The organism is Pantoea sp. X-Soil-TKNS-1280 (assembly GCF_059730475.1).
In genome coordinates this window covers 2913154-2932690 of the sequence record NZ_AP035962.1, presented here as the reverse complement: position 1 = coordinate 2932690, position 19537 = coordinate 2913154, and the positions used below count along the sequence as shown (strand labels likewise).

Annotated in this window: 15 protein-coding genes; 8 read left to right on the top strand and 7 right to left on the bottom strand. The window is 53.8% G+C overall.

The window, feature by feature from the left end; translation table 11 throughout:
- The first annotated feature begins 150 nt into the window (after nt 1-150).
- Nucleotides 151-2790, top strand: a complete 2640-nt coding sequence (gene gyrA, locus AC6I8X_RS13545; protein WP_497839971.1) for a DNA topoisomerase (ATP-hydrolyzing) subunit A — start codon at nt 151-153, stop codon at nt 2788-2790.
- 167 nt (nt 2791-2957) lie between these two features.
- A complete protein-coding gene (rcsC, locus tag AC6I8X_RS13540) occupies nt 2958-5810 on the top strand; it encodes a two-component system sensor histidine kinase RcsC (RefSeq protein ID WP_497839970.1) in 2853 nt (950 codons plus the stop codon).
- 43 nt (nt 5811-5853) lie between these two features.
- Here the strand turns inward: rcsC and rcsB are convergent, their stop codons facing one another.
- The 3 genes from rcsB to AC6I8X_RS13525 are packed head-to-tail and all read right to left on the bottom strand — an operon-like array spanning nt 5854 to nt 10341.
- Entirely contained in the window at nt 5854-6504 is a 651-nt protein-coding gene (rcsB, locus tag AC6I8X_RS13535) for a response regulator transcription factor RcsB (protein WP_013509853.1), read from the bottom strand.
- Nucleotide 6505: 1 nt separating this feature from the next.
- Nucleotides 6506-9163 (bottom strand): phosphotransferase RcsD, encoded by a 2658-nt coding sequence (rcsD, locus tag AC6I8X_RS13530; RefSeq protein WP_497841041.1) that lies wholly within the window; start codon nt 9161-9163, stop codon nt 6506-6508.
- Nucleotides 9164-9186: 23 nt separating this feature from the next.
- On the bottom strand, nt 9187-10341 hold the full coding sequence (locus AC6I8X_RS13525) for an MFS transporter (protein ID WP_313684843.1): 1155 nt from the start codon (nt 10339-10341) through the stop codon (nt 9187-9189).
- Between the two features lie 1077 nt (nt 10342-11418).
- On the opposite strand from AC6I8X_RS13525, the gene ompC reads away from it, so the two are divergent.
- Entirely contained in the window at nt 11419-12525 is a 1107-nt protein-coding gene (gene ompC, locus AC6I8X_RS13520; RefSeq protein ID WP_313684841.1) for a porin OmpC, read from the top strand.
- Here the strand turns inward: ompC and AC6I8X_RS13515 are convergent.
- Nucleotides 12522-13115: a TetR/AcrR family transcriptional regulator gene (locus AC6I8X_RS13515; RefSeq protein ID WP_497839969.1), complete on the bottom strand. Its 594-nt coding sequence runs from the start codon at nt 13113-13115 to the stop codon at nt 12522-12524. The two genes, ompC and AC6I8X_RS13515, sit on opposite strands and share 4 nt — an antisense overlap.
- Nucleotides 13116-13208: 93 nt before the next feature.
- On the opposite strand from AC6I8X_RS13515, the gene AC6I8X_RS13510 reads away from it, so the two are divergent.
- Nucleotides 13209-13664, top strand: a complete 456-nt coding sequence (locus tag AC6I8X_RS13510; protein WP_497841040.1) for a nuclear transport factor 2 family protein — start codon at nt 13209-13211, stop codon at nt 13662-13664.
- 8 nt (nt 13665-13672) lie between these two features.
- Here AC6I8X_RS13510 and AC6I8X_RS13505 read toward each other — a convergent pair whose 3' ends face one another.
- On the bottom strand, nt 13673-13819 hold the full coding sequence (locus tag AC6I8X_RS13505; RefSeq protein WP_497839968.1) for a hypothetical protein: 147 nt from the start codon (nt 13817-13819) through the stop codon (nt 13673-13675).
- A gap of 387 nt (nt 13820-14206) precedes the next feature.
- Here AC6I8X_RS13505 and apbE point away from each other — a divergent pair, with 387 nt between their 5' ends.
- The 3 genes from apbE to AC6I8X_RS13490 all read left to right on the top strand — a co-directional run bounded on the left by apbE (nt 14207) and on the right by AC6I8X_RS13490 (nt 17639).
- Nucleotides 14207-15244: an FAD:protein FMN transferase ApbE gene (apbE, locus tag AC6I8X_RS13500; RefSeq protein WP_313684834.1), complete on the top strand. Its 1038-nt coding sequence runs from the start codon at nt 14207-14209 to the stop codon at nt 15242-15244.
- A 14-nt stretch (nt 15245-15258) separates the two neighbouring features.
- On the top strand, nt 15259-15900 hold the full coding sequence (gene alkB, locus AC6I8X_RS13495) for a DNA oxidative demethylase AlkB (RefSeq protein ID WP_084876090.1): 642 nt from the start codon (nt 15259-15261) through the stop codon (nt 15898-15900).
- 86 nt (nt 15901-15986) lie between these two features.
- Entirely contained in the window at nt 15987-17639 is a 1653-nt protein-coding gene (locus AC6I8X_RS13490) for a multidrug ABC transporter permease/ATP-binding protein (RefSeq protein ID WP_313684831.1), read from the top strand.
- Nucleotides 17640-17648: 9 nt separating this feature from the next.
- Here AC6I8X_RS13490 and AC6I8X_RS13485 read toward each other — a convergent pair whose 3' ends face one another.
- Nucleotides 17649-18374 (bottom strand): 4'-phosphopantetheinyl transferase family protein, encoded by a 726-nt coding sequence (locus AC6I8X_RS13485; RefSeq protein WP_497839967.1) that lies wholly within the window; start codon nt 18372-18374, stop codon nt 17649-17651.
- Between the two features lie 74 nt (nt 18375-18448).
- Nucleotides 18449-18652: a hypothetical protein gene (locus AC6I8X_RS13480; RefSeq protein ID WP_013509840.1), complete on the bottom strand. Its 204-nt coding sequence runs from the start codon at nt 18650-18652 to the stop codon at nt 18449-18451.
- A 213-nt stretch (nt 18653-18865) separates the two neighbouring features.
- Between AC6I8X_RS13480 and AC6I8X_RS13475 the strand changes: the two genes are divergently transcribed.
- Nucleotides 18866-19426, top strand: a complete 561-nt coding sequence (locus tag AC6I8X_RS13475; protein WP_497839966.1) for a GNAT family N-acetyltransferase — start codon at nt 18866-18868, stop codon at nt 19424-19426.
- Nucleotides 19427-19537 lie beyond the last annotated feature (111 nt).

Below are 19537 nucleotides of genomic sequence, written 5' to 3'. Positions count from 1 at the left end.
CTTCAGTATAAACGCTTAAGCGCGGCCTGCGCACCTCTCAGAACAAAGGAAAAGCGGGATTAAACCGCGCTTAACATTCACCCCATGTAAGCAATGTGATATACTTTCGCACCTTTGAATTCCGGGATTATGTAGAGGGATAGCGGCTCCATGAGCGACCTTGCGAGAGAAATTACACCGGTCAATATCGAAGAAGAGTTGAAAAACTCGTATCTCGATTACGCCATGTCGGTCATCGTTGGCCGAGCCTTACCCGACGTCCGTGATGGCCTGAAGCCAGTGCACCGCCGTGTGCTTTTTGCCATGAGCGAACTGGGTAACGACTGGAACAAACCCTATAAAAAATCCGCCCGTGTGGTCGGTGACGTTATCGGTAAATATCACCCGCACGGTGATTCTGCCGTTTATGACACCATCGTTCGTATGGCCCAGCCTTTCTCCCTGCGTTACATGTTGGTAGACGGTCAAGGCAACTTCGGCTCCATCGACGGCGACTCCGCCGCAGCGATGCGTTACACCGAAGTGCGTATGGCCAAAATCGCCCACGATTTGTTAGCGGACCTGGAAAAAGAGACTGTCGATTTCGTTCCTAACTATGACGGAACCGAGCAGATTCCTGAGGTCCTGCCGACTAAAATCCCTAACCTGCTGGTTAACGGTTCTTCCGGTATCGCCGTCGGTATGGCCACCAACATTCCGCCGCACAACCTGCGCGAAGTGATTAACGGCTGCCTGGCCTATATTGATGATGAAAACATCAGCGTTGAAGGGCTGATGGAGCACATTCCGGGGCCAGATTTCCCGACCGCCGCCATCATCAATGGTCGTCGTGGTATCGAAGAAGCCTACCGTACCGGTCGCGGTAAAATCTATATCCGTGCGCGTGGCGAAGTGGAAGCTGACGCGAAAAGCGGTCGTGAAACCATCATCATTCACGAGCTGCCGTATCAGGTGAACAAAGCACGCCTGATCGAGAAGATTGCCGAGCTGGTGAAAGAGAAGCGTGTCGAAGGCATCAGCGCCCTGCGTGATGAGTCGGATAAAGACGGCATGCGCATCGTTATCGAGATCAAACGCGATGCGGTCGGTGAAGTGGTACTGAACAACCTTTACTCGCTGACTCAGCTGCAGGTTTCTTTCGGTATCAACATGGTGGCGCTGCATCAGGGCCAGCCGAAAATTATGGCGCTGAAAGAGATCCTTGAAGCGTTCGTTCGCCATCGTCGTGAAGTGGTGACGCGTCGTACGATTTTCGAACTGCGCAAAGCGCGCGATCGTGCCCATATCCTTGAAGGTCTGGCGATTGCGCTGGCTAACATCGATCCGATTATCGAGTTGATCCGTCGCGCACCGACGCCAGCAGAAGCGAAAGCAGGCCTGATTGCGCAGTCGTGGGATCTCGGCAATGTGGCCGCGATGCTGGAGCGTGCCGGTGATGACGCTGCGCGTCCGGAGTGGCTGGAAGCCGAGTTCGGTATTCGTGACGGTCAATACTATCTGACTGAGCAGCAGGCTCAGGCCATTCTGGATCTGCGTTTGCAGAAACTGACCGGCCTGGAACACGAGAAGCTGCTCGACGAATATAAAGAACTGCTCGATCAAATCGCTGAGTTGCTGCATATCCTTGCAAGCGCAGAGCGCCTGATGGAAGTGATCCGTGAAGAACTGGAAGCGATGCGCGACCAGTTTGGCGATGAGCGTCGCACTGAGATTACCGCCAACAGCGCAGACATCAACATCGAAGACCTGATCAACCAGGAAGATGTGGTCGTGACGCTGTCGCATCAGGGTTATGTCAAATACCAGCCGCTGACGGACTATGAAGCCCAGCGCCGCGGTGGTAAAGGCAAATCCGCCGCACGTATTAAAGAAGAAGACTTTATCGACCGTCTGCTGGTGGCCAACACCCACGATACGATTCTGTGCTTCTCCAGCCGTGGCCGTCTGTACTGGATGAAGGTGTATCAGCTGCCGGAAGCCAGCCGTGGCGCACGTGGCCGTCCGATCGTCAACCTGCTACCGCTGGAAGCGAACGAACGCATCACCGCCATTCTGCCGGTACGCGAGTACACCGAAGGCTTCAACATCTTTATGGCAACCGCTGACGGCACCGTGAAGAAAACCGCGTTGCAGGAATTCAGCCGTCCGCGTAGTGCTGGCATCATCGCCATCAATCTGCGTGAAGATGATGAGCTGATCGGTGTGGCGCTGACCAACGGTAGCGATGAAACCATGCTGTTCTCTGCTGCCGGTAAAGTGGTGCGCTTTGCGGAAAGTGCCGTCCGTGCGATGGGGCGTTCAGCTTCAGGCGTACGCGGTATCAAGCTGGCCGAAAGCGACAAAGTGGTATCGCTGATTGTGCCGCGTGAAGAAGGCGCGATCCTGACCGTGACGCAAAATGGTTACGGTAAACGTACCGCCAACAGCGAATACCCGACCAAATCCCGTGCGACTCAGGGTGTGATCTCCATTAAGGTCACCGAGCGTAATGGGCCGGTAGTCGGTGCGGTGCAGGTGGACGACTGCGATCAGATCATGATGATTACCGATGCCGGTACGCTGGTGCGTACTCGCGTGTCGGAAGTCAGCATCGTGGGTCGTAATACCCAGGGCGTGATTCTGATTCGTACCGCAGAAGATGAAAACGTGGTGGGTCTGCAACGTGTGGTCGAACCGGTGGAAGAGGAAGAACTCGATGCCATCGATGGTAGCGTTGCCGAAGGCGAAGAGGATATCGCGCCGGAAACAGACAACGACGACGATGCACCGGAAGCAGACGAAGAAGAGTAATCTGTCTCGGTGATAACCAACGGCAGGTCAGGGCAACCGACCTGCCGTTTCTTTTTCTGAGTTTTGACCGGAAGCGGCGCTCCGTCTGGCTTTTTCGGGATGATAAAGCTAGTGTATGGGCATAATAATTCCCTGACCTTTACCCCTTGCCGTGAGTTGAGCCTGCATTGAAATATCTCGTCTCCTTCCGTACCACGCTCCGTATCTCGCGCTACCTGTTCCGCGCACTGGCGTTGCTGCTTTGGTCGCTGGGTGCGTTGCTGACCACCTTTTACATCATCAATGTGCTGCACGAAAAAGAGAATGCGGTTCGCCAGGAATTTGACGCCAACTACGGTCAGGCGGAATGGTATGTCCGCCACTCGGCAGATGTGATGCGTGAACTGAAGTACATCACGGAAAACCGCCTCACCAGCAGTGCCAGTGGTCTGGATGTGCTGAACGGCATGCCCACCAGCAAAGGGACGCTGCCGCAATTCACGCCGCTGTTTTCCGACGGTGATTGCACCTCAATGAGCAGCACCTGGCGTAACTCCCTCGATTCCCTCAGTTACTACATCAATTACTGGAAAAGTAATTTTGCTTCGGCCTATGAGCTGAATCGGGTGTTCTTTATCGGCGGAGAAAATCAGTGCCTGGCCGATTTCACCATTGGCAGTAATACGGTGGATCGGGATCGCAGCCTGAAAGCACTGCGCGAGCGTGTGCTGCGCTATCGCAGCAGCAATGAAGACGAGCGTCGTAATCCGATGTACTGGATCACCGAAGGCACCCAGCCAGGAGTGGGCAGTTTCTCTATGGTGATGCCGGTCTATGTGGCGAATAAACTGCAGGCGCTGCTCGGGGTGGAGCAAAACATTCGCCTCGATGAATTTATTCAGCCGGGTGGATTGCCGCTGGTGGCGACCATCACCGATGAGAATTACCGCCCTCTGCTGACCACACGTCGCGGTGGTCCGGGTTACTCCCTTGATGATCTGCCTGATGACAAAACCTGGTTCGGCTATCTGGACGGTTACCGTCAGCTGGTGCTGAAAAAACCGTTGCCGCCGTCTGACCTCAATATTGTCTGGTCACTCTCCACCGATGTGCTGGTTGATCAGCTGAAACTGATGCTGATTAACGCGCTGCTGCTGAATATTCTCAGCGCATTATTGCTGTTTACTCTGGCGTGGATATTTGAGCGCCGCATGTTTCTGCCGGCGGAAGATAATGCACATCGGCTGGAAGAACATGAACAGTTCAACCGTAAAATTGTAGCCTCTGCGCCGGTGGGGATTTGTATCCTGCGCACCAGTGACGGCACCAATATCCTCAGCAATGAACTGGCGCACAATTACCTGACGTTGCTTACCCAGGAAGACCGGCAGCGCCTGAACGAAATCATTGGTGGCCAGCAGGTTAACTTTGTTGATGTGCTGACGGGCAGCAATACCAACCTGCAAATTAGCTTTGTTCATTCGCGCTATCGCAATGAAAACGTGGCGATCTGCGTGCTGGTGGATGTTTCGGCACGCGTGCGTATGGAGCAATCGTTACAGGAGATGGCGCAGGCGGCAGAGCAGGCCAGTGCGTCGAAATCGATGTTCCTCGCCACCGTCAGCCATGAATTACGTACGCCGCTGTACGGGATCATCGGAAACCTCGATCTGTTGCAGACCAAAGCGTTACCGAAAGGGGTGGATTCGCTGGTCACGGCGATGAATAACTCCTCCAGTCTGCTGCTGAAAATTATCAGCGACATTCTCGATTTCTCGAAAATTGAGTCTGAGCAGCTGAAGATTGAACCGCGTCCTTTCTCCCCGCGTGAGGTGATTAACCATATCGTCGGCAACTACCTTTCGCTGGTGGTGCGCAAACGCCTCGCGCTGTATGTGTTTATCGAAAATGATGTGCCGCTGACGCTGGATGGTGATCCGCTACGTCTGCAACAGGTCATCTCTAACCTGCTGAATAACGCCATCAAATTTACCCATACCGGGTGCATCATCCTCCATGCTTATGAGAAAGAAGGCTACCTGGCGTTTCGCGTGCGTGATACCGGCGTCGGCATTCCGGCGAAAGAGGTGACGAGGCTGTTTGACCCGTTCTTCCAGGTCGGCAGTGGCGTGCAGCGAAACTTCCAGGGAACCGGCCTCGGACTGGCGATCTGCGAAAAGCTGATCAATATGATGGACGGGGATATTGAGGTGGATTCTGAGCCGGGCATGGGCAGCCAGTTTGTGGTGCGCATCCCGATTTACGCCGGACAACAGGCAGCGCCGCCTCTGCTGGAAGGGTTGCAGGAAAAAGCGCTCTGGCTCGACCTGCGTAACGATTACCTCGCCAGCTTCCTGCTGCGCCTGCTGCAACAGCAGGGCATGCAGGTTGCCCGTTATCAGGGACAGGCCGGTAGCGACGATGTGATCATCAGCGACCATGAAGATCTGCCGTTGCAAAGCGTCAGAGCGCGTATCTGCATCAGCGGCGAACACATCGATATGCCGCAGGAGATAGCCGCAGGGCAGTGGCTGCACAGCAGCGCTACGCTGCACGAATTGCCGGTGTTGTTGGGGCGCATTTATCGCATTGCGATCGACAGCGAAACCACTACGCCGCTGGCGTTGCCGGGGGCTGTGGCTGAAGAGGCCTGCTATGAAGACATCATGGTGTTGATTGTTGATGACCATCCGATCAACCGTATGTTGTTGTCAGAACAGCTCGGCACTTTGGGCTATCAGGTGAAAACTGCGCAGGATGGTGTCGATGCGTTGAATGTACTCAGTCGTAACCATATTGATATCGTGCTGAGCGACGTGAATATGCCAAATATGGATGGCTATCGTCTCACACAGCGTTTGCGTCAGCTGGGACACGCGTTCCCGGTGATTGGCGTGACAGCCAATGCATTGGCGGAAGAGAAGCAGCGTTGTATGGAGGCGGGGATGGATAACTGCCTGTCCAAACCGGTGACGCTGGATGTGTTGAAAACCACGCTGGCGATCTACGCAGAGCGGGTACGGAAAACGCGGGAAGGGTAGGGAATGGCAGAACAGGCGGTGCGACGGCACCGCCTGAACGGGGTTACTCTTTGTCGACCTGGGTGGCGCTGACGGAAGAGAGGTAGTTCAGCAGCGCGATATCGTTATCCACGCCCAGCTTCATCATCGCCGATTTTTTCTGGCTGCTGATGGTTTTGATACTGCGGTTCAGCTTCTTGGCGATTTCAGTGACCAGGAAACCTTCGGCGAACAGACGCAGCACTTCACTCTCTTTCGGTGACAGACGTTTGTCACCATAACCACCCGCACTGATTTTCTCCAGCAGCTTAGCCACGCTTTCCGGCGTGTATTTTTTGCCTTTCTGCAATGCTGCCAGCGCTTTTGGCAGGTCAGTCGGTGCACCCTGTTTCAGCACGATCCCTTCAATATCCAGATCCAGTACGGCACTCAGGATCGCCGGGTTATTGTTCATGGTCAGAACGATAATCGAGAGGTCCGGATAATGACGTTTGATGTATTTGATCAGGGTAATACCGTCACCATACTTCTCGCCTGGCATGGAGAGGTCAGTAATCAGGACATTGGCATCGAGTTTGGACAGGCTATTAATCAGTGCTGTTGAGTCTTCGAACTCACCTACAACGTTGACCCATTCAATCTGTTCCAGAGACTTACGGATACCAAACAGAACAATTGGATGGTCATCGGCAATAATTACATTCAGGTTATTCATCTTATGGGTTACCTTGCTGCAGCAGTTGATTGACATAAGCGTCAATTTCACTGGTGGTATTTTTAATGGTTGAATCGTCACATACTTTAATGTGCTGTTCTAACTCTTCACAAAGCTGTTTACCTGGCACCAGATTTAGCATGGCAAACACGCCTTTCAGGCGATGCGCTGTCTGAGCAAGCGAGGGGTAATCCTTCTCCGCTGCTTCAGTATACAGTCTCTTGACATCAGGCGGAACTGTCTCGGTAAACAGCTGAAAATAGCCTCCGCTTAGTAGCGGTGTGGCAGCCTCATCTTCGTTAGTCTCCTCCATTAAATCATGGGCCAGTTGCTTCTCGATCAATGCCAGCAACGCATCGAGTAATGCATTACTGAGGTTAAAGTTAACGCGGAATTGTTGATCGTTCAGCGCGTGGTGACCCATCTCATCACCCGCCAGTAACAGCGCCCAGCCGTTAAGGCGTGAAGGGTCGTCAGTTACCAGCACATCATGTTCCTGCCCTGACAAACGCTCGTCAGAAGTCAGGCACTTCGCCCCCCAGTTCTCCAGGTGGCGACAAACAATTTTATGCACATCTTCCATGGCGATATCGACCAGCACATTGACGCCTTCCAGCAGCTTCTCTTCCTGCTCGGTCTGCTGTTCCAGCGCCAGCGGTAACTGGATATTGTAGCGGGTGCCGATATCCGGTTTTGCCACAATTTCCAGAGAACCCCCCATCTGTTTACACAGCTGTTTGCACAGGAAGAAGGCCATGCCGGATGCCTGACCAAAACGATCCTGTGTGGTATCGCCGAGGAACGGGAAATCGACGTTTGCCAGCTCGTCAACCGTCAGACCGGAACCGGTATCGACCAGTTGCAACAGGATGCGGTCTGGCTTGCTTTCACTGGCCTTAATGTCGAGGGAAATCTTGCCCCAAAGCGTGGTGGTCAGCGAGTAATGCATCAGGGTGGTCAGCACTTTGCGCAGCGCACGGCGATCGCCAAAGCGGATCTCATCATTGGCGAGGTGATTATTCACCACCAGCGCCAGGCCTTTGCGGCGCAGCAGCGGCAGGCTTTCCAGCGCAATTTCATCCAGCAACTCCTGCAGGTTGAAACGGCTGGCATCTGGCGACCAGTCATGGGCCTCCAGACGGTTGAGCAGCACAATGTCATCCACCAGACGCGCCAGCCCCTGGCTTTCGTCGAGCAGATCGAGCACGCTCTCATCGCTGTCGCGCTGGCTGAGCTGCACCAGCTGCGCCACCATACTTTCCAGAGGGCGGTGCAGGGCGTGGCCGAGGTTATGCATCAACTGCTGACGCATCTGGTGATTACGATCCAGGACCTGCTGGGCTTTTTGCAGCTTTTTGTTGACCAGCAACTCGCGATCCTGATCGCGCATCATAAATAGCTGCGTATGCGGCGACAGCACGCTGCGCGCGTGGCGGATCTCGTACACCTCGTTATTGATGGTGGCCTGCAACACGCCCTGATGTTGATCGGACATATTGATGATTTTTTGCAGGTTCAGATGCGGCAGCAAATGTTCAGCGATCTTGTTGCTCAGCAAAGTACGGTTGGTGGCGAAATCATACACCAGCAAGCCGACCGGCAAACTGGCGACAATCTCTTCATTCAACATGCGCAGGGAATCCAGCTCCGCACTTTGGTTCTCATTCGGGCGCAGCGACTGCTGGCGCAGCAGGGTGATACCGGCTATCGACAGCAGGAACAGCAGCAGATTGACCAGTAACGGCCACAGCAGATTATGCAGGCTATCAATAATCAGGTTGGTGATGGGTACACGGTATACCAGCTGCAACGAGGTGCTTGGCAGCGATGCCGCAATTTCCAGATTCGGGTTAACCAGTGAAACATGAGTGGTTTCGCTGGTTTCATCATCGCTGTTGCTGCTGCTGGACTGCGTGGTGTCCTGACGTAGCAGGAAATTCTCCAGCGGCATGCTGCGCGGAATCAGATCGTTGACCGGTAAATCAAAAGCCACCACCGTGGCTAAATGACCCGGTTGATTAAAGGTGGTACGCAGCGTGAAGTAATGGTCATTCTGCCAGGCAAAGTGGCGCAGCGGTGAAAAGCTCTCGCGTTCATCCAGCGCATTAGCCTGCTGCAACATCTCGGCACGGCGGCTATCTACCAGCGAATTGATCGCGCTTTCTTTATAGCGTGTCGCCATATCTTTCAGCGGCAGGGTTGAGATCATGATCAGGCTGTTATCCTGACCATTGAGGAAATACATCGACCAGGTGGGATTTTCCGCCCCCCACAGGGTATCGAGGTAGTTGGACATGCGCATGGTCATATCCAGCGTGCTGCTGTCGTGGGAACCAAAAATCAGCGCTTCGGTTTTGCGACGGGTTTTTTCCAGGTAATACACATCCGGACGCAGACGGGTTTCCTGCAGGCTGCTGTTCGGTGTGGAACCGGCAGCGCTGGTGGCAAGGTTTTCATAAATCTGCCAGGTGGCGAAGCGGTACGCATCGATGCGCTTCTGCATGGCGCGTGCCAGATCGGTCATCGCGTAGCGCTTATCGGTGATCCAGGCATTAACGCTGTTGTGCACCATCGCGCCCAGCGCGAGGAACAGCACCAGGTTGAACACCACAAAAAAGCGGGTCACATTGCCGGATGTCAGAGGAAATTTGTAAGGCAACATAGCGTCTCAGGCACCTGAAATTATCGCGCAACCAGTCGGGCACTGGCAGCTACAGCCAGCAGCAGCAGGGCGATAAGCAAAAATGCGCCGCTCAGGCTGATCCACTGGGATATTAATCCGATCAAAGCCGGACCTGAAAGAATACCTGCATAGCCTAAGGTTGTCATGGCGGAAATCGCCAGATTTGACGGCATATCGTGTTGATTTCCGGCAGCATTGAACAACATCGGCACCGTATTGGCCAGGCCGAACCCCACCAGCAGAAAAGCCAGCAACGCCAGACCAGGCCAGGGGATCATGACAGCCAGCGTCATGCCCGCCGCTGCCGCCAGAGCGCCGCCCAGCATCACCGGATAACGCCCGCAGCGCTGGATGATTTTATCTCCGGTAAACCGTCCGAGGGTCATGGCAACAGAAAACACCGCATAGCCCAGTCCGGCCCAGGTGGCGGGCATCTCCGGGCTTTGTAACAGCAGCAGGGCACCCCAGTCGAGTACCGCGCCTTCGGCGAGAAACAGGATAAAGCACAGCAGTCCGAGAAAGGCCACCCAGCCGCGTGGAATCACCAGCCATGGCTGATCAGGCTGGTGTAAACGGGTGGTCATCATCCCTGGCTGGCTGCGTAACAGCAGCAACACCATTACCACCATCACCACGCCCACTGCGGCGAGTGGCGACAGTCCGGCGCTCATCAGCAGGCTGACCGTCGCGGCGCCGATAATCCCGCCCAGACTAAAGAAAGCGTGAAAGCCGGACATCATCGGACGACGCGCGGCTTTTTCTACTTCTACTGCCTGATAGTTCATGGCGACATCGAGCGTGCCAAGTCCGGCACCAAACAACATCAGCGCCACTGCCATCACTCCGGTCTGGCTGGCTGTCGCCAGCAGCGGCAGCATCATCAGCACCAACGCAGTGGAGCAGAGCATGACACGTCGGCAACCATGGCGCGCCACCAGTTTTCCGGTAACCGGCATTGCGGCCAGCGAACCAATGCCAAGGCACAGCAATAATGCACCGAGCATGCTGCCGGTTAAGTGCAGACGATCGCGGGCAAACGGCACCAGAGGAGCCCAGGCGGACATGCCGAGACCATTGATGAGAAACACGGTACGTGTTGACCAGTGCAGAAAGCGAGCGTCTCGCGGATGTTGTGCGGCGTCCAGTGCTGTCATGAAGTTATTATCTTTCTCGTCAAAAGGGCGATCTTAGCATCAACCCGCTGCAACGGCAGGTTAAGGGTTCGTCCCATGCCATGAATTAACCGGAAAAAGGGCATTTTACCGACTTTTCAGCCACTGCAATTTTTTTCCAGAACTTTCCTGGCGCCGGGACCGCGCGGGTGTGTGACTTAACTCAAATCATGATGAGTTGATTCAATAGGTTAGCTGAAAAACACTCTTCCGGCTGCGGAATAATTTGTGATGTTGATCACGAGATAAATAGAAAACTTCAGCTTTACCGGAAGATTAATCGAGCGATTTATCAGAAGAGGAATAACCAATAAGGTTATCTCATCGCCGTACCGGTTTGGAAAAACGCTATTTTCCCCTGGTTGCACAAGTCATATTTAAATTGAACTGGTCACAATGACCTAATGAATGCACAGCTTAACTTGCTGAATAAAGGCAAAGAAGCGATATGTGAGGGTGAATATTACGGACCGCAAATAATTACAATGATCTTTGTTGCAGCGGGAAATTAACATGATTGGTTTTTGACTTGTTATTGAACAAAATGTGCGGAAATAAACAAATAATGTTATTGGAGGGCTGTCTTAATTAAAGGCGGTCAAGTAAGTTTACGGAAGATGACAAAGCGGCGATAAATGGCAGGCAAAAAAATGCCGGACAAACATGTCCGGCGGGAATTTAGGGTAAACATCTCATTCGGGGTGAATGAAGGTAATAATGAAATAAATGATGATAGCGGGAGTAATTGTATTCTCTGATGGCTGAAAAGTTTTATCATTCAGTGCTGAAAGGGTTTCTAATGTAACCTATTGATATTAAGTAACTAAAAATCGGTTTATCAATATGTGCTATATTTTTTACCGATGCGTGCTGCTTATTAGTTCCCCAAAATTTACATTTGGAAATATTTATTTCATACAATGAAACACTTTCGGAAATTTAGTATCATTTTCGTGATAGATTATTGCCCTCTATAAAATAACAATGGCTTGCCGGCTGAATTTTTAATCGTTCAGTTAGCAGTGGCATAAATAAAGGCACATTACAGAGGGTAATAAAATGAAACTTCGTGTTCTCTCCCTGATGATTCCTGCGCTTCTTGTCGCAGGTGCTGCAAACGCAGCGGAAATTTACAATAAAGATGGCAACAAATTAGATCTGTACGGCAAAGTAGACGGTCTGCACTATTTTTCTGACAACTCTGGCAGTGATGGTGACCAGTCTTATCTGCGTTTTGGCTTCAAAGGTGAGACGCAGATTACCGATCAACTGTCCGGTTACGGCCAGTGGGAATACCAGGCGGCTCTGAATACCACAGAGAACCAGGGTACGGCTAACAGCTTCACGCGTGTGGGCTTTGCTGGTCTGAAATTCGGTGATGCCGGGTCTTTCGACTATGGTCGTAACTACGGCGTGTTGTATGACATCGGTTCATGGACCGACGTACTGCCTGAGTTCGGTGGTGATACCTACGGTGCTGACCAGTTCATGTTCCAGCGCAGCAATGGTCTGGCGACTTACCGCAACACCAACTTCTTCGGTCTGGTGGATGGCTGGAACTTTGCCGTGCAGTATCAGGGCAAAAATGACAACCCGACTGAGTCCGCATCTGGCCGTGATGTGCTGGGTGAGAACGGTGATGGCTTTGGTCTGAGCACCACCTATGACCTGGGTTCTGGTTTTGGTATCGGTGCGGCGATGATGTCGTCTGATCGTACCAACTCGCAGAACGGTGGCTACGACGGTATCCTGGGTCGCGGTAACAAAGCCGAGGCTTATACCGGTGGTCTGAAATATGATGCCAACAACATCTACCTGGCCGCGATGTATACCCGTTCCATCAACGCAACACGCTTCGGTTCCAGCGACAGCTCTGCGTTTGGTTATGCGGATAGCGCGGATAACTGGGAAATGGTTGCACAGTACCAGTTCGACTTCGGTCTGCGTCCGTCTCTGGCCTTCATCTCTTCACGCGGTGATGTTCAGAACTACGGTTCTCAGAACCTGAAAAAATACATCGACGTAGGCGCGACCTACTACTTCAACAAAAACATGTCCACCTATGTTGATTACCAGATCAACCTGCTGGACGACAACAACTTCACCCAGGCCGCCGGTATCAACACCGACGACGTTGTTGCTCTGGGTCTGGTTTACCAGTTCTAAGAAGTTTGCTGGAGCGTGGCCTGCCGGTCACGCTCCGGTTTTAACAACGTCACTAGCGCACCTCGTAACGCAGCAATAATCTGCTCTGTCGCTTCTCCCAACTGAACCTGCACAATCGCCCCCTCCACCAGCAAGACAATCTGTCCAACTATTGTCTGTTGTTCTGCCGTGAGTTGCTGAGCAATCGCCGCCGCCATCTCTCTTTTATGCTCCAGAATCATCACACTGGCTTCCGGCAGGGTGTCTCCCAATTCCGCCGCACTGTTAATAAAGGCACAGCCACGGAAATCCGCTTCGCTAAACCAGCTTTGCAATGCAGCGGGTAGGGCATCCACCAGCGCAGGCTGCTGCGCCAGTGCTGTGCGAAATGCTGTCATCCAGCGTTGATGGCGCTGTTGCAGAAACGTCACAATCAGGGCGTTCTTGGCGGGGAAGTGTCGATAAAAGGTCACTTTGGTAACGCCCGCTTCGGCAATCACTTTATCAATGCCTGTGGCGCGAATGCCCTGCTGATAAAACAGGCGCTGGGCGGTATTGAGGATGCGGTCGCGCGCGGCGGCCTGGGGATCGAAAGTCAGAGGAGCGAGCATAGCGTCACCGTAAAAAGGAAGTAGACAGAATTGTCTACATACGGCAGGATGAATCAAGTAGACAGATCTGTCTACATAAATAAGGAGACCATGATGCTGATTCCCCCGTTTGATGAAAAAAGCGCCACGCAGAAAGTGCGGATGGCGGAAGATGCCTGGAATAGCCGCGATCCACATCGGGTGGCACAGGTTTACACTGAAGATACGCGCTGGCGTAATCGCAGTGAGTTTGTCAATGGACGGGCAGATGTAGAGGCGTTTCTGCAACGCAAGTGGGCTAAAGAGCTGGATTATCGGCTGATTAAGGAGTTATGGGCGTGGCATAACGACCGGCTGGCGGTGCGCTTTGCTTATGAATGGCATGATGACAGTGGTAACTGGTTTCGCAGCTACGGTAATGAGAACTGGCACTTCGGGGCAGAGGGTTTGATGGTAACGCGCTACGCCTGTATCAACGATCTCGCAATCACTGAAGCGCAGCGTTTATTCCATTGGCCGCTGGGAACACGCCCGATTGATCATCCGGGCCTGAGTGAACTGGGGCTATAAACGCAGCATTACTGCGCAGCGCGCCACTTCTTCGCTTTTGGCGCTTGCTGTTGTGCTGGAGGGTGGCTGCCTTCCAGCGCCACGCCCGCGAGGGTAAAGGCTGAGAAACTCAGCCACTGCTGCCATTTGCCGTGTTGTGTTTTTGACTTTTCCATTCTGCTGCCTCAGCGATATTCAACTTAGCTTCAACATTGCAGAATTCATGCCACAACACCGCTCTCAGCGCCACGCGGATCGGTTTGACTTTGCTACACTGCGCCAGCGCTGAAGCGGTGCAACGCGGGTTTTTCTGGTGCAGAAATTTAACGCCCGCGCAGATGACGCTGACGATAATGCCGCCAGCATTGCAGGCTGCTGTAAAAAAACAGGCCAGTGGCCACCACAAGAATCGTATAAATCATCTGACGCTCCCGTATGCGCGGTTGTGCAGGAACGGGTTATCCTGTGCCAGCCTTCAGTCAACTTCAAGCACCTTTAGCCTGATTTACAAGCGAGTTATGCTTTGTAACAGGCTTAATTAAAGCGTTACAGATGAGGATTAAATGCGTTTTCAGAATATTCTGCTGACTGGCCTGGTGGTGATCGGGTTGAGTGGTTGCGATCAAACTGCCAGCCGGCAAAGCCTGGTGCTGGAAGGTAAAACCATGGGTACGGTATGGCGGGTCAGCCTGGCGGGGGTCGATGCGCAGCGTAAAGCGGCGCTACAGCAGGCGATCCAGCAGCAGCTGGATCAGGACGATGGCGAACTTTCTACCTGGAAGCCGGACTCCGTGCTGTCGCGCTTCAATCAATATCAGGGCACTGCACCGCAGCCGGTCAGTGCCGATATGGCGGATATCGTTACCGAAGCACTGCGCATCGGCAATAAAACCGGGGGCGCGATGGACATTACCGTCGGGCCGCTGGTCAATCTGTGGGGTTTTGGGCCGACCAAACAACCTGCGCATACACCAACAGATGCTGAAATTGCGGCGGCGAAAGCGCTAACCGGGTTACAGCATCTGCGGGTGATTCAGGCGGTTGACGGCCAGTGGCTGCAAAAAGATCTGCCGGGCTTGTATGTTGATCTCTCCACCATGGGCGAAGGCTATGCAACCGACCATCTGGCACGACTGATGGAGCAGCAGGGCATCACCGATTATCTGGTGTCGGTGGGCGGTGCGGTATTGAGTCGCGGCCTGAACGCGCAGAATCAGCCGTGGCGGGTGGCGATCCAGAAGCCTACCGATCGGGAAAATGCAGTGGAAGCGCGAGTGGATTTGCAGGGCCACGGCATCAGTACATCCGGCAGCTATCGCAACTATTATGAACTGGATGGCCAACGTATTTCACATGTCATCGACCCGGCCACCGGGCGGCCGATCCAGCATAAACTGGTATCGGCAACGGTGATCGCCACCACCGCGCTGGAAGCGGATGGTTGGGATACCGGGCTGATGGTGCTCGGCACTGAGCGCGCGAAAGCGCTGGCGCTGAAGGAGCATCTGGCGGTGTATCTGATCAGCAAACAGGACGATGGCTTCAGCCACTGGATGTCGCCGCAGTTTAAACAATTCCTGATTTCGCAGGATGATCACTGATTACGGAGGCGCAGATGTTGGATCTGTTTAGTGAGGAAGCGCCGTGGCAGGAACCGCTGGCTGAGGGGGCGGTGATCCTGCGTCGTCGCGCCCGCGAGCAGGCGGATGCCTTGCTGGCGGAAATTCATACTATCGCCGCACTTAACCCGTTTGCTCATCGCATTACGCCGGGTGGACACCGCATGTCGGTCGCCATGACCAACTGCGGCAATTTGGGCTGGTCAAGTGATGCGCGCGGCTACCAGTACACCGAGCAGGATAACCTCAGCGGACATACATGGCCGCCGATGCCGACCTTGTTCCGCGAGCTGGCGCAACAGACGGCGCTGGAAGCCGGGTTCAGCGGTTTTAACCCGGATGCCTGTCTGATCAACCGTTATGAGCCCGGTGCCAAACTGACGCTGCATCAGGATAAAGATGAGAAGGACCTGCGCCAGCCGATCGTTTCGGTGTCGCTCGGGCTGCCCGCCGTGTTTCAGTTTGGTGGTTTCGAACGCGGTGATGCCACACAGCGCGTATTACTGGAGCACGGCGATATCGTGGTATGGGGTGGGCCTTCGCGTCTGCGCTATCACGGCATTCTGCCGCTCAAACCGGGTGTGCATCCGCAGGCCGGTGCCTTTCGCTATAACCTCACTTTCCGTCGCGCCCATTGAGGGCGCGTTGGATGAGAATTATTCTTGCTATCATCTGACGCACCATTAAACTGCAGGCTGCAAAAGTTTACTGCTGGAACCGTTTAATGGCTCTGCTTCAGGTTGTCTATCGCCAGTATCGCTGGCCTTTTATTGGCGTCATCCTTCTTACTTTACTTAGCGCTGTGCTCGGCATTGGCATGATTGCCTGGATTAATAACGAGCTGATCACGGCGGTGAATACCTCGGTTAGCGTATTACCGGCGTTCCTGCTGCAGCTGTTTCTGCTGATGGCGGTGACGCTCGGCTCACAGCTGTCGCTGACACTGCTGGGTCATCACTTCGTCTGGCGTCTGCGTGGCGAATTTATCAAACGTATTCTGGATACCCGCGTAGAGCGTATTGAGCAGATCGGCAACGCACAACTGCTGGCTGGGCTGACCAGTGACGTGCGGGCCATTACCATTGCTTTTGTCCGTCTGCCGGAGTTGATCCAGGGCATCATCATTACCCTTGGTTCCGCGTTGTATATGGCGTGGTTATCACCGAAAATGCTGGCGGTGACCTCGTTGTGGCTGGTGGTGACGCTGGTGGGGGGCTGGTTACTGGTGTCGCGTGTTTATCAACATATGGCGAAGCTGCGCGAGGTGGAAGATGACCTCTATCGTGACTATCAAACCATCATTGAAGGGCGCAAAGAGCTACAGCTGAACCGCGATCGCGCGCAGCAGATTTACGACAGTGTTTACCAGGAAAACGCCAGAAGCTATCGTCACCATATTGTGCGTGCCGATACCTTCCATCTCAGTGCGGTGAACTGGTCAAACATTATGATGCTCGGGGCGATTGGCATCGTGTTCTGGATGGCCAATGGTCTTGGCTGGGCCAATACCGCCGTGGCGGCAACTTACTCGCTGACGCTGCTGTTTCTGCGCACACCTTTACTGGCAGCAGTGGGCGCTTTACCTACGCTGCTCAGTGCCCAGGTGGCATTTCGTAAGCTGAATACTTTTGACCTCGCACCTTATGAAGCGGAGTTCAAAGCCTTGCCCGCTGCCAGTGAGTGGGAATCCCTCGAATTACGTGATGTTTGCTTCCATTATGGCGAACATGGCTTCGAAGTGGGGCCGATCAACCTGACGCTGCGTCGGGGCGAGCTGGTGTTCCTGATTGGCGGTAATGGCAGCGGCAAATCGACGCTGGCGATGCTACTGACCGGCTTGTATCAGCCGCAATCCGGTAGCTTGTTGCTGAATGGCAAAGCGGTTGACTGGCACAATCTGGAAGCTTATCGCCAGCATTTCTCTGCGGTGTTCACCGATGTGCATCTGTTTGATCGTCTTATCGGCCAGGCTGGTCAACCCGCCAATCCGGCGCTGGTACAGCTTTGGCTGGAGCGTCTGAAGATGCAGGATAAACTGAAGCTGACGGGCAACAAGGTACTGAATCTGCAACTGTCGAAAGGACAAAGTAAGCGCCTGGCGCTGCTGCTGGCAGCCGCAGAGGAGCGCGACATTCTGCTGCTTGACGAATGGGCCGCCGATCAGGACCCGCATTTCCGCCGTATTTTCTATCGCGAGCTACTGCCCTGGTTACAGGAATCCGGCAAAACGGTGTTTGCTATCAGCCATGACGATCACTATTTCATTCACGCCGATCGCCTGCTGGAAATGCGTGACGGTAAGCTGAGTGAATTGACCGGTAGCGAACGTGAAATGGCGACGCTGGATGCGGTAAAACGCACCGATACCGGCCATTAACGGCTGATGTTATTGAAGCACCAGAGGATGCGTGACCAGCGTTACCACGCGCTGCTCACTTTGACTGAAACGCGCCTGAAGCAAGGTTTGCTGGTTAAAGTGCGCAGAAAAATCCTCGGTTAAGCGCAGCAGGGCGGTATGGGCCGTCAGATCGAGCTGGATCAGCTCCGCCTGGAGAAATTCCATGGGTTGATGTAACTGCGGCCACAATGCCTTATACACACTCTCTTTCAGGGAAAACAACAGCGTCGCCCCCATAGCAAAGGGCAACGCAAGCTGTTGCAGCAGCGCACGTTCCTGCGCATTCATCAACATTTCCGCCGTTTCCTGCGCCGTCCTGGCAGCCATCACCTGTTCCACATCAACACCGACGCACAGCGGTTCACGCGTTGCCGTAATCACCGCCATATCATGGCTATGCGACAGTGAGGCCTGCACGCCTGCGGGCCAGCAGGGGGAACGATCGGTAGCGTTGAGCAGCACAAAATCCGCCACGCCAAATTGTGCCATCACTTCGCGCGCCAGCCAGCGGCTGGCCAGGTATTCGGACTTACGCTTAATCACTGCCTTTTCCAGTGCCGCAGGCAGTGGCAATTGCCAACGTTGATGCAGCTCGGCCTGCCAGTGCTGTTTATCGAACTGACACCAGGCGAGCAACGGGGAGCCAGGTGTTATGCTAGCGGCGAGCAAAAAGGGTGATTCAGGAACGGTAAGCGGTGTTGCGGGTGTAAACATAGGGAATCACGGCTGACGGAAAAGGGCATTTAACCAGTCAGCCGGAGAGAGGGCAAGCTCAGCGCTCACCGCCTTTAGTCATTAGGGGGAATGGCAAAACTCTTGATCGATACCACAAAATGCTGATGGCCTTTACTGATGCGCGCACCGCGATCGCACCAGCGAGACGCCAGGCGGAAGAAATCGTCGCTGCCAATATCGTAAGCCAGTTCGACTTTACTGATACCGGAGTGCAGGAGTTCTTCAGCGTCCTGCAGATTTTTTGCTTTGATGACCATAACGGTTTTCCATCGTAAAACAGGAGACTAAAGGTTAGGGTAATAGTGTGACAGTTTTGTTTCACTCAGATGAATTGCTGTCACAATTTGGCAAAAATGTGATCTGGGACAAGATTTATTACGCCCGGTAACTTACTGATTATCTGGTAAAAACAATGTTAATTCTGGCTATTTTCTGATACCCATTAAGGGATTGGACAACAGGAGGTTGAGATGACAGTACCCCGGTTTGAAACGCCACGATTGCTTCTGGAACCGCTACAAAGCAGCGATGCTATCCAGGTACAACAAATCTTCCCACGCTGGGAAATCGTACGGCATCTGACTAACGCGGTCCCCTGGCCATACCCTGCGGACGGGGCCAGTTATTACATTAACCACATCGCGTTACCCGCAATGGAGGCCGGTCAGGCATGGCACTGGAGTTTACGCCACCGTTCCGCGCCAGAGACAGTGATTGGATTGATCTCCCTGCGCGCCGGTGAGGAAGATAACCGGGGTTTCTGGCTGGTGCCAGAGTGGCAGGGGCAGGGATTGATGAGCGAAGCCTGTGCTGTGGTTACTGACTACTGGTTTTTGACCCTGAAACAACCTCGTCTGCGCGTGCCCAAAGCGATGGATAACCTCGCATCGCGGCGCATCTCCGAACGCACCGGGATGCGGTTGATTGACACCTTCAGTAAAGCCTTTGTCGGCGGCGAAATGCTGGCGGGCAACTGGGAAATCACGCAGGAAGAGTGGCTGGCGCAGCGGACGCAGAAATCTGCCCCGTGATGCAATATCGCACCAGGTCGTAGCGGCGCAATTTATTGCGCGCTTTTGGCAGGGCACTGCTGATAATAGCGCGATAAATCGCACCGCTACGGATCCGTGCAGATAAGCAGG

Coding starts and splice junctions, on each gene's coding strand:
- AC6I8X_RS13485 (WP_497839967.1), bottom strand. CDS start 18,374: ATGTTTACACCCGCAACACCGCTTACCGTTCCTGAATCACCCTTTTTG.
- AC6I8X_RS13510 (WP_497841040.1), top strand. CDS start 13,209: ATGCTGATTCCCCCGTTTGATGAAAAAAGCGCCACGCAGAAAGTGCGG.
- rcsB (WP_013509853.1), bottom strand. CDS start 6,504: ATGAATAACCTGAATGTAATTATTGCCGATGACCATCCAATTGTTCTG.
- AC6I8X_RS13525 (WP_313684843.1), bottom strand. CDS start 10,341: ATGACAGCACTGGACGCCGCACAACATCCGCGAGACGCTCGCTTTCTG.
- AC6I8X_RS13475 (WP_497839966.1), top strand. CDS start 18,866: ATGACAGTACCCCGGTTTGAAACGCCACGATTGCTTCTGGAACCGCTA.
- alkB (WP_084876090.1), top strand. CDS start 15,259: ATGTTGGATCTGTTTAGTGAGGAAGCGCCGTGGCAGGAACCGCTGGCT.
- AC6I8X_RS13480 (WP_013509840.1), bottom strand. CDS start 18,652: ATGGTCATCAAAGCAAAAAATCTGCAGGACGCTGAAGAACTCCTGCAC.
- ompC (WP_313684841.1), top strand. CDS start 11,419: ATGAAACTTCGTGTTCTCTCCCTGATGATTCCTGCGCTTCTTGTCGCA.
- apbE (WP_313684834.1), top strand. CDS start 14,207: ATGCGTTTTCAGAATATTCTGCTGACTGGCCTGGTGGTGATCGGGTTG.
- AC6I8X_RS13505 (WP_497839968.1), bottom strand. CDS start 13,819: ATGGAAAAGTCAAAAACACAACACGGCAAATGGCAGCAGTGGCTGAGT.
- AC6I8X_RS13515 (WP_497839969.1), bottom strand. CDS start 13,115: ATGCTCGCTCCTCTGACTTTCGATCCCCAGGCCGCCGCGCGCGACCGC.
- AC6I8X_RS13490 (WP_313684831.1), top strand. CDS start 15,987: ATGGCTCTGCTTCAGGTTGTCTATCGCCAGTATCGCTGGCCTTTTATT.
- gyrA (WP_497839971.1), top strand. CDS start 151: ATGAGCGACCTTGCGAGAGAAATTACACCGGTCAATATCGAAGAAGAG.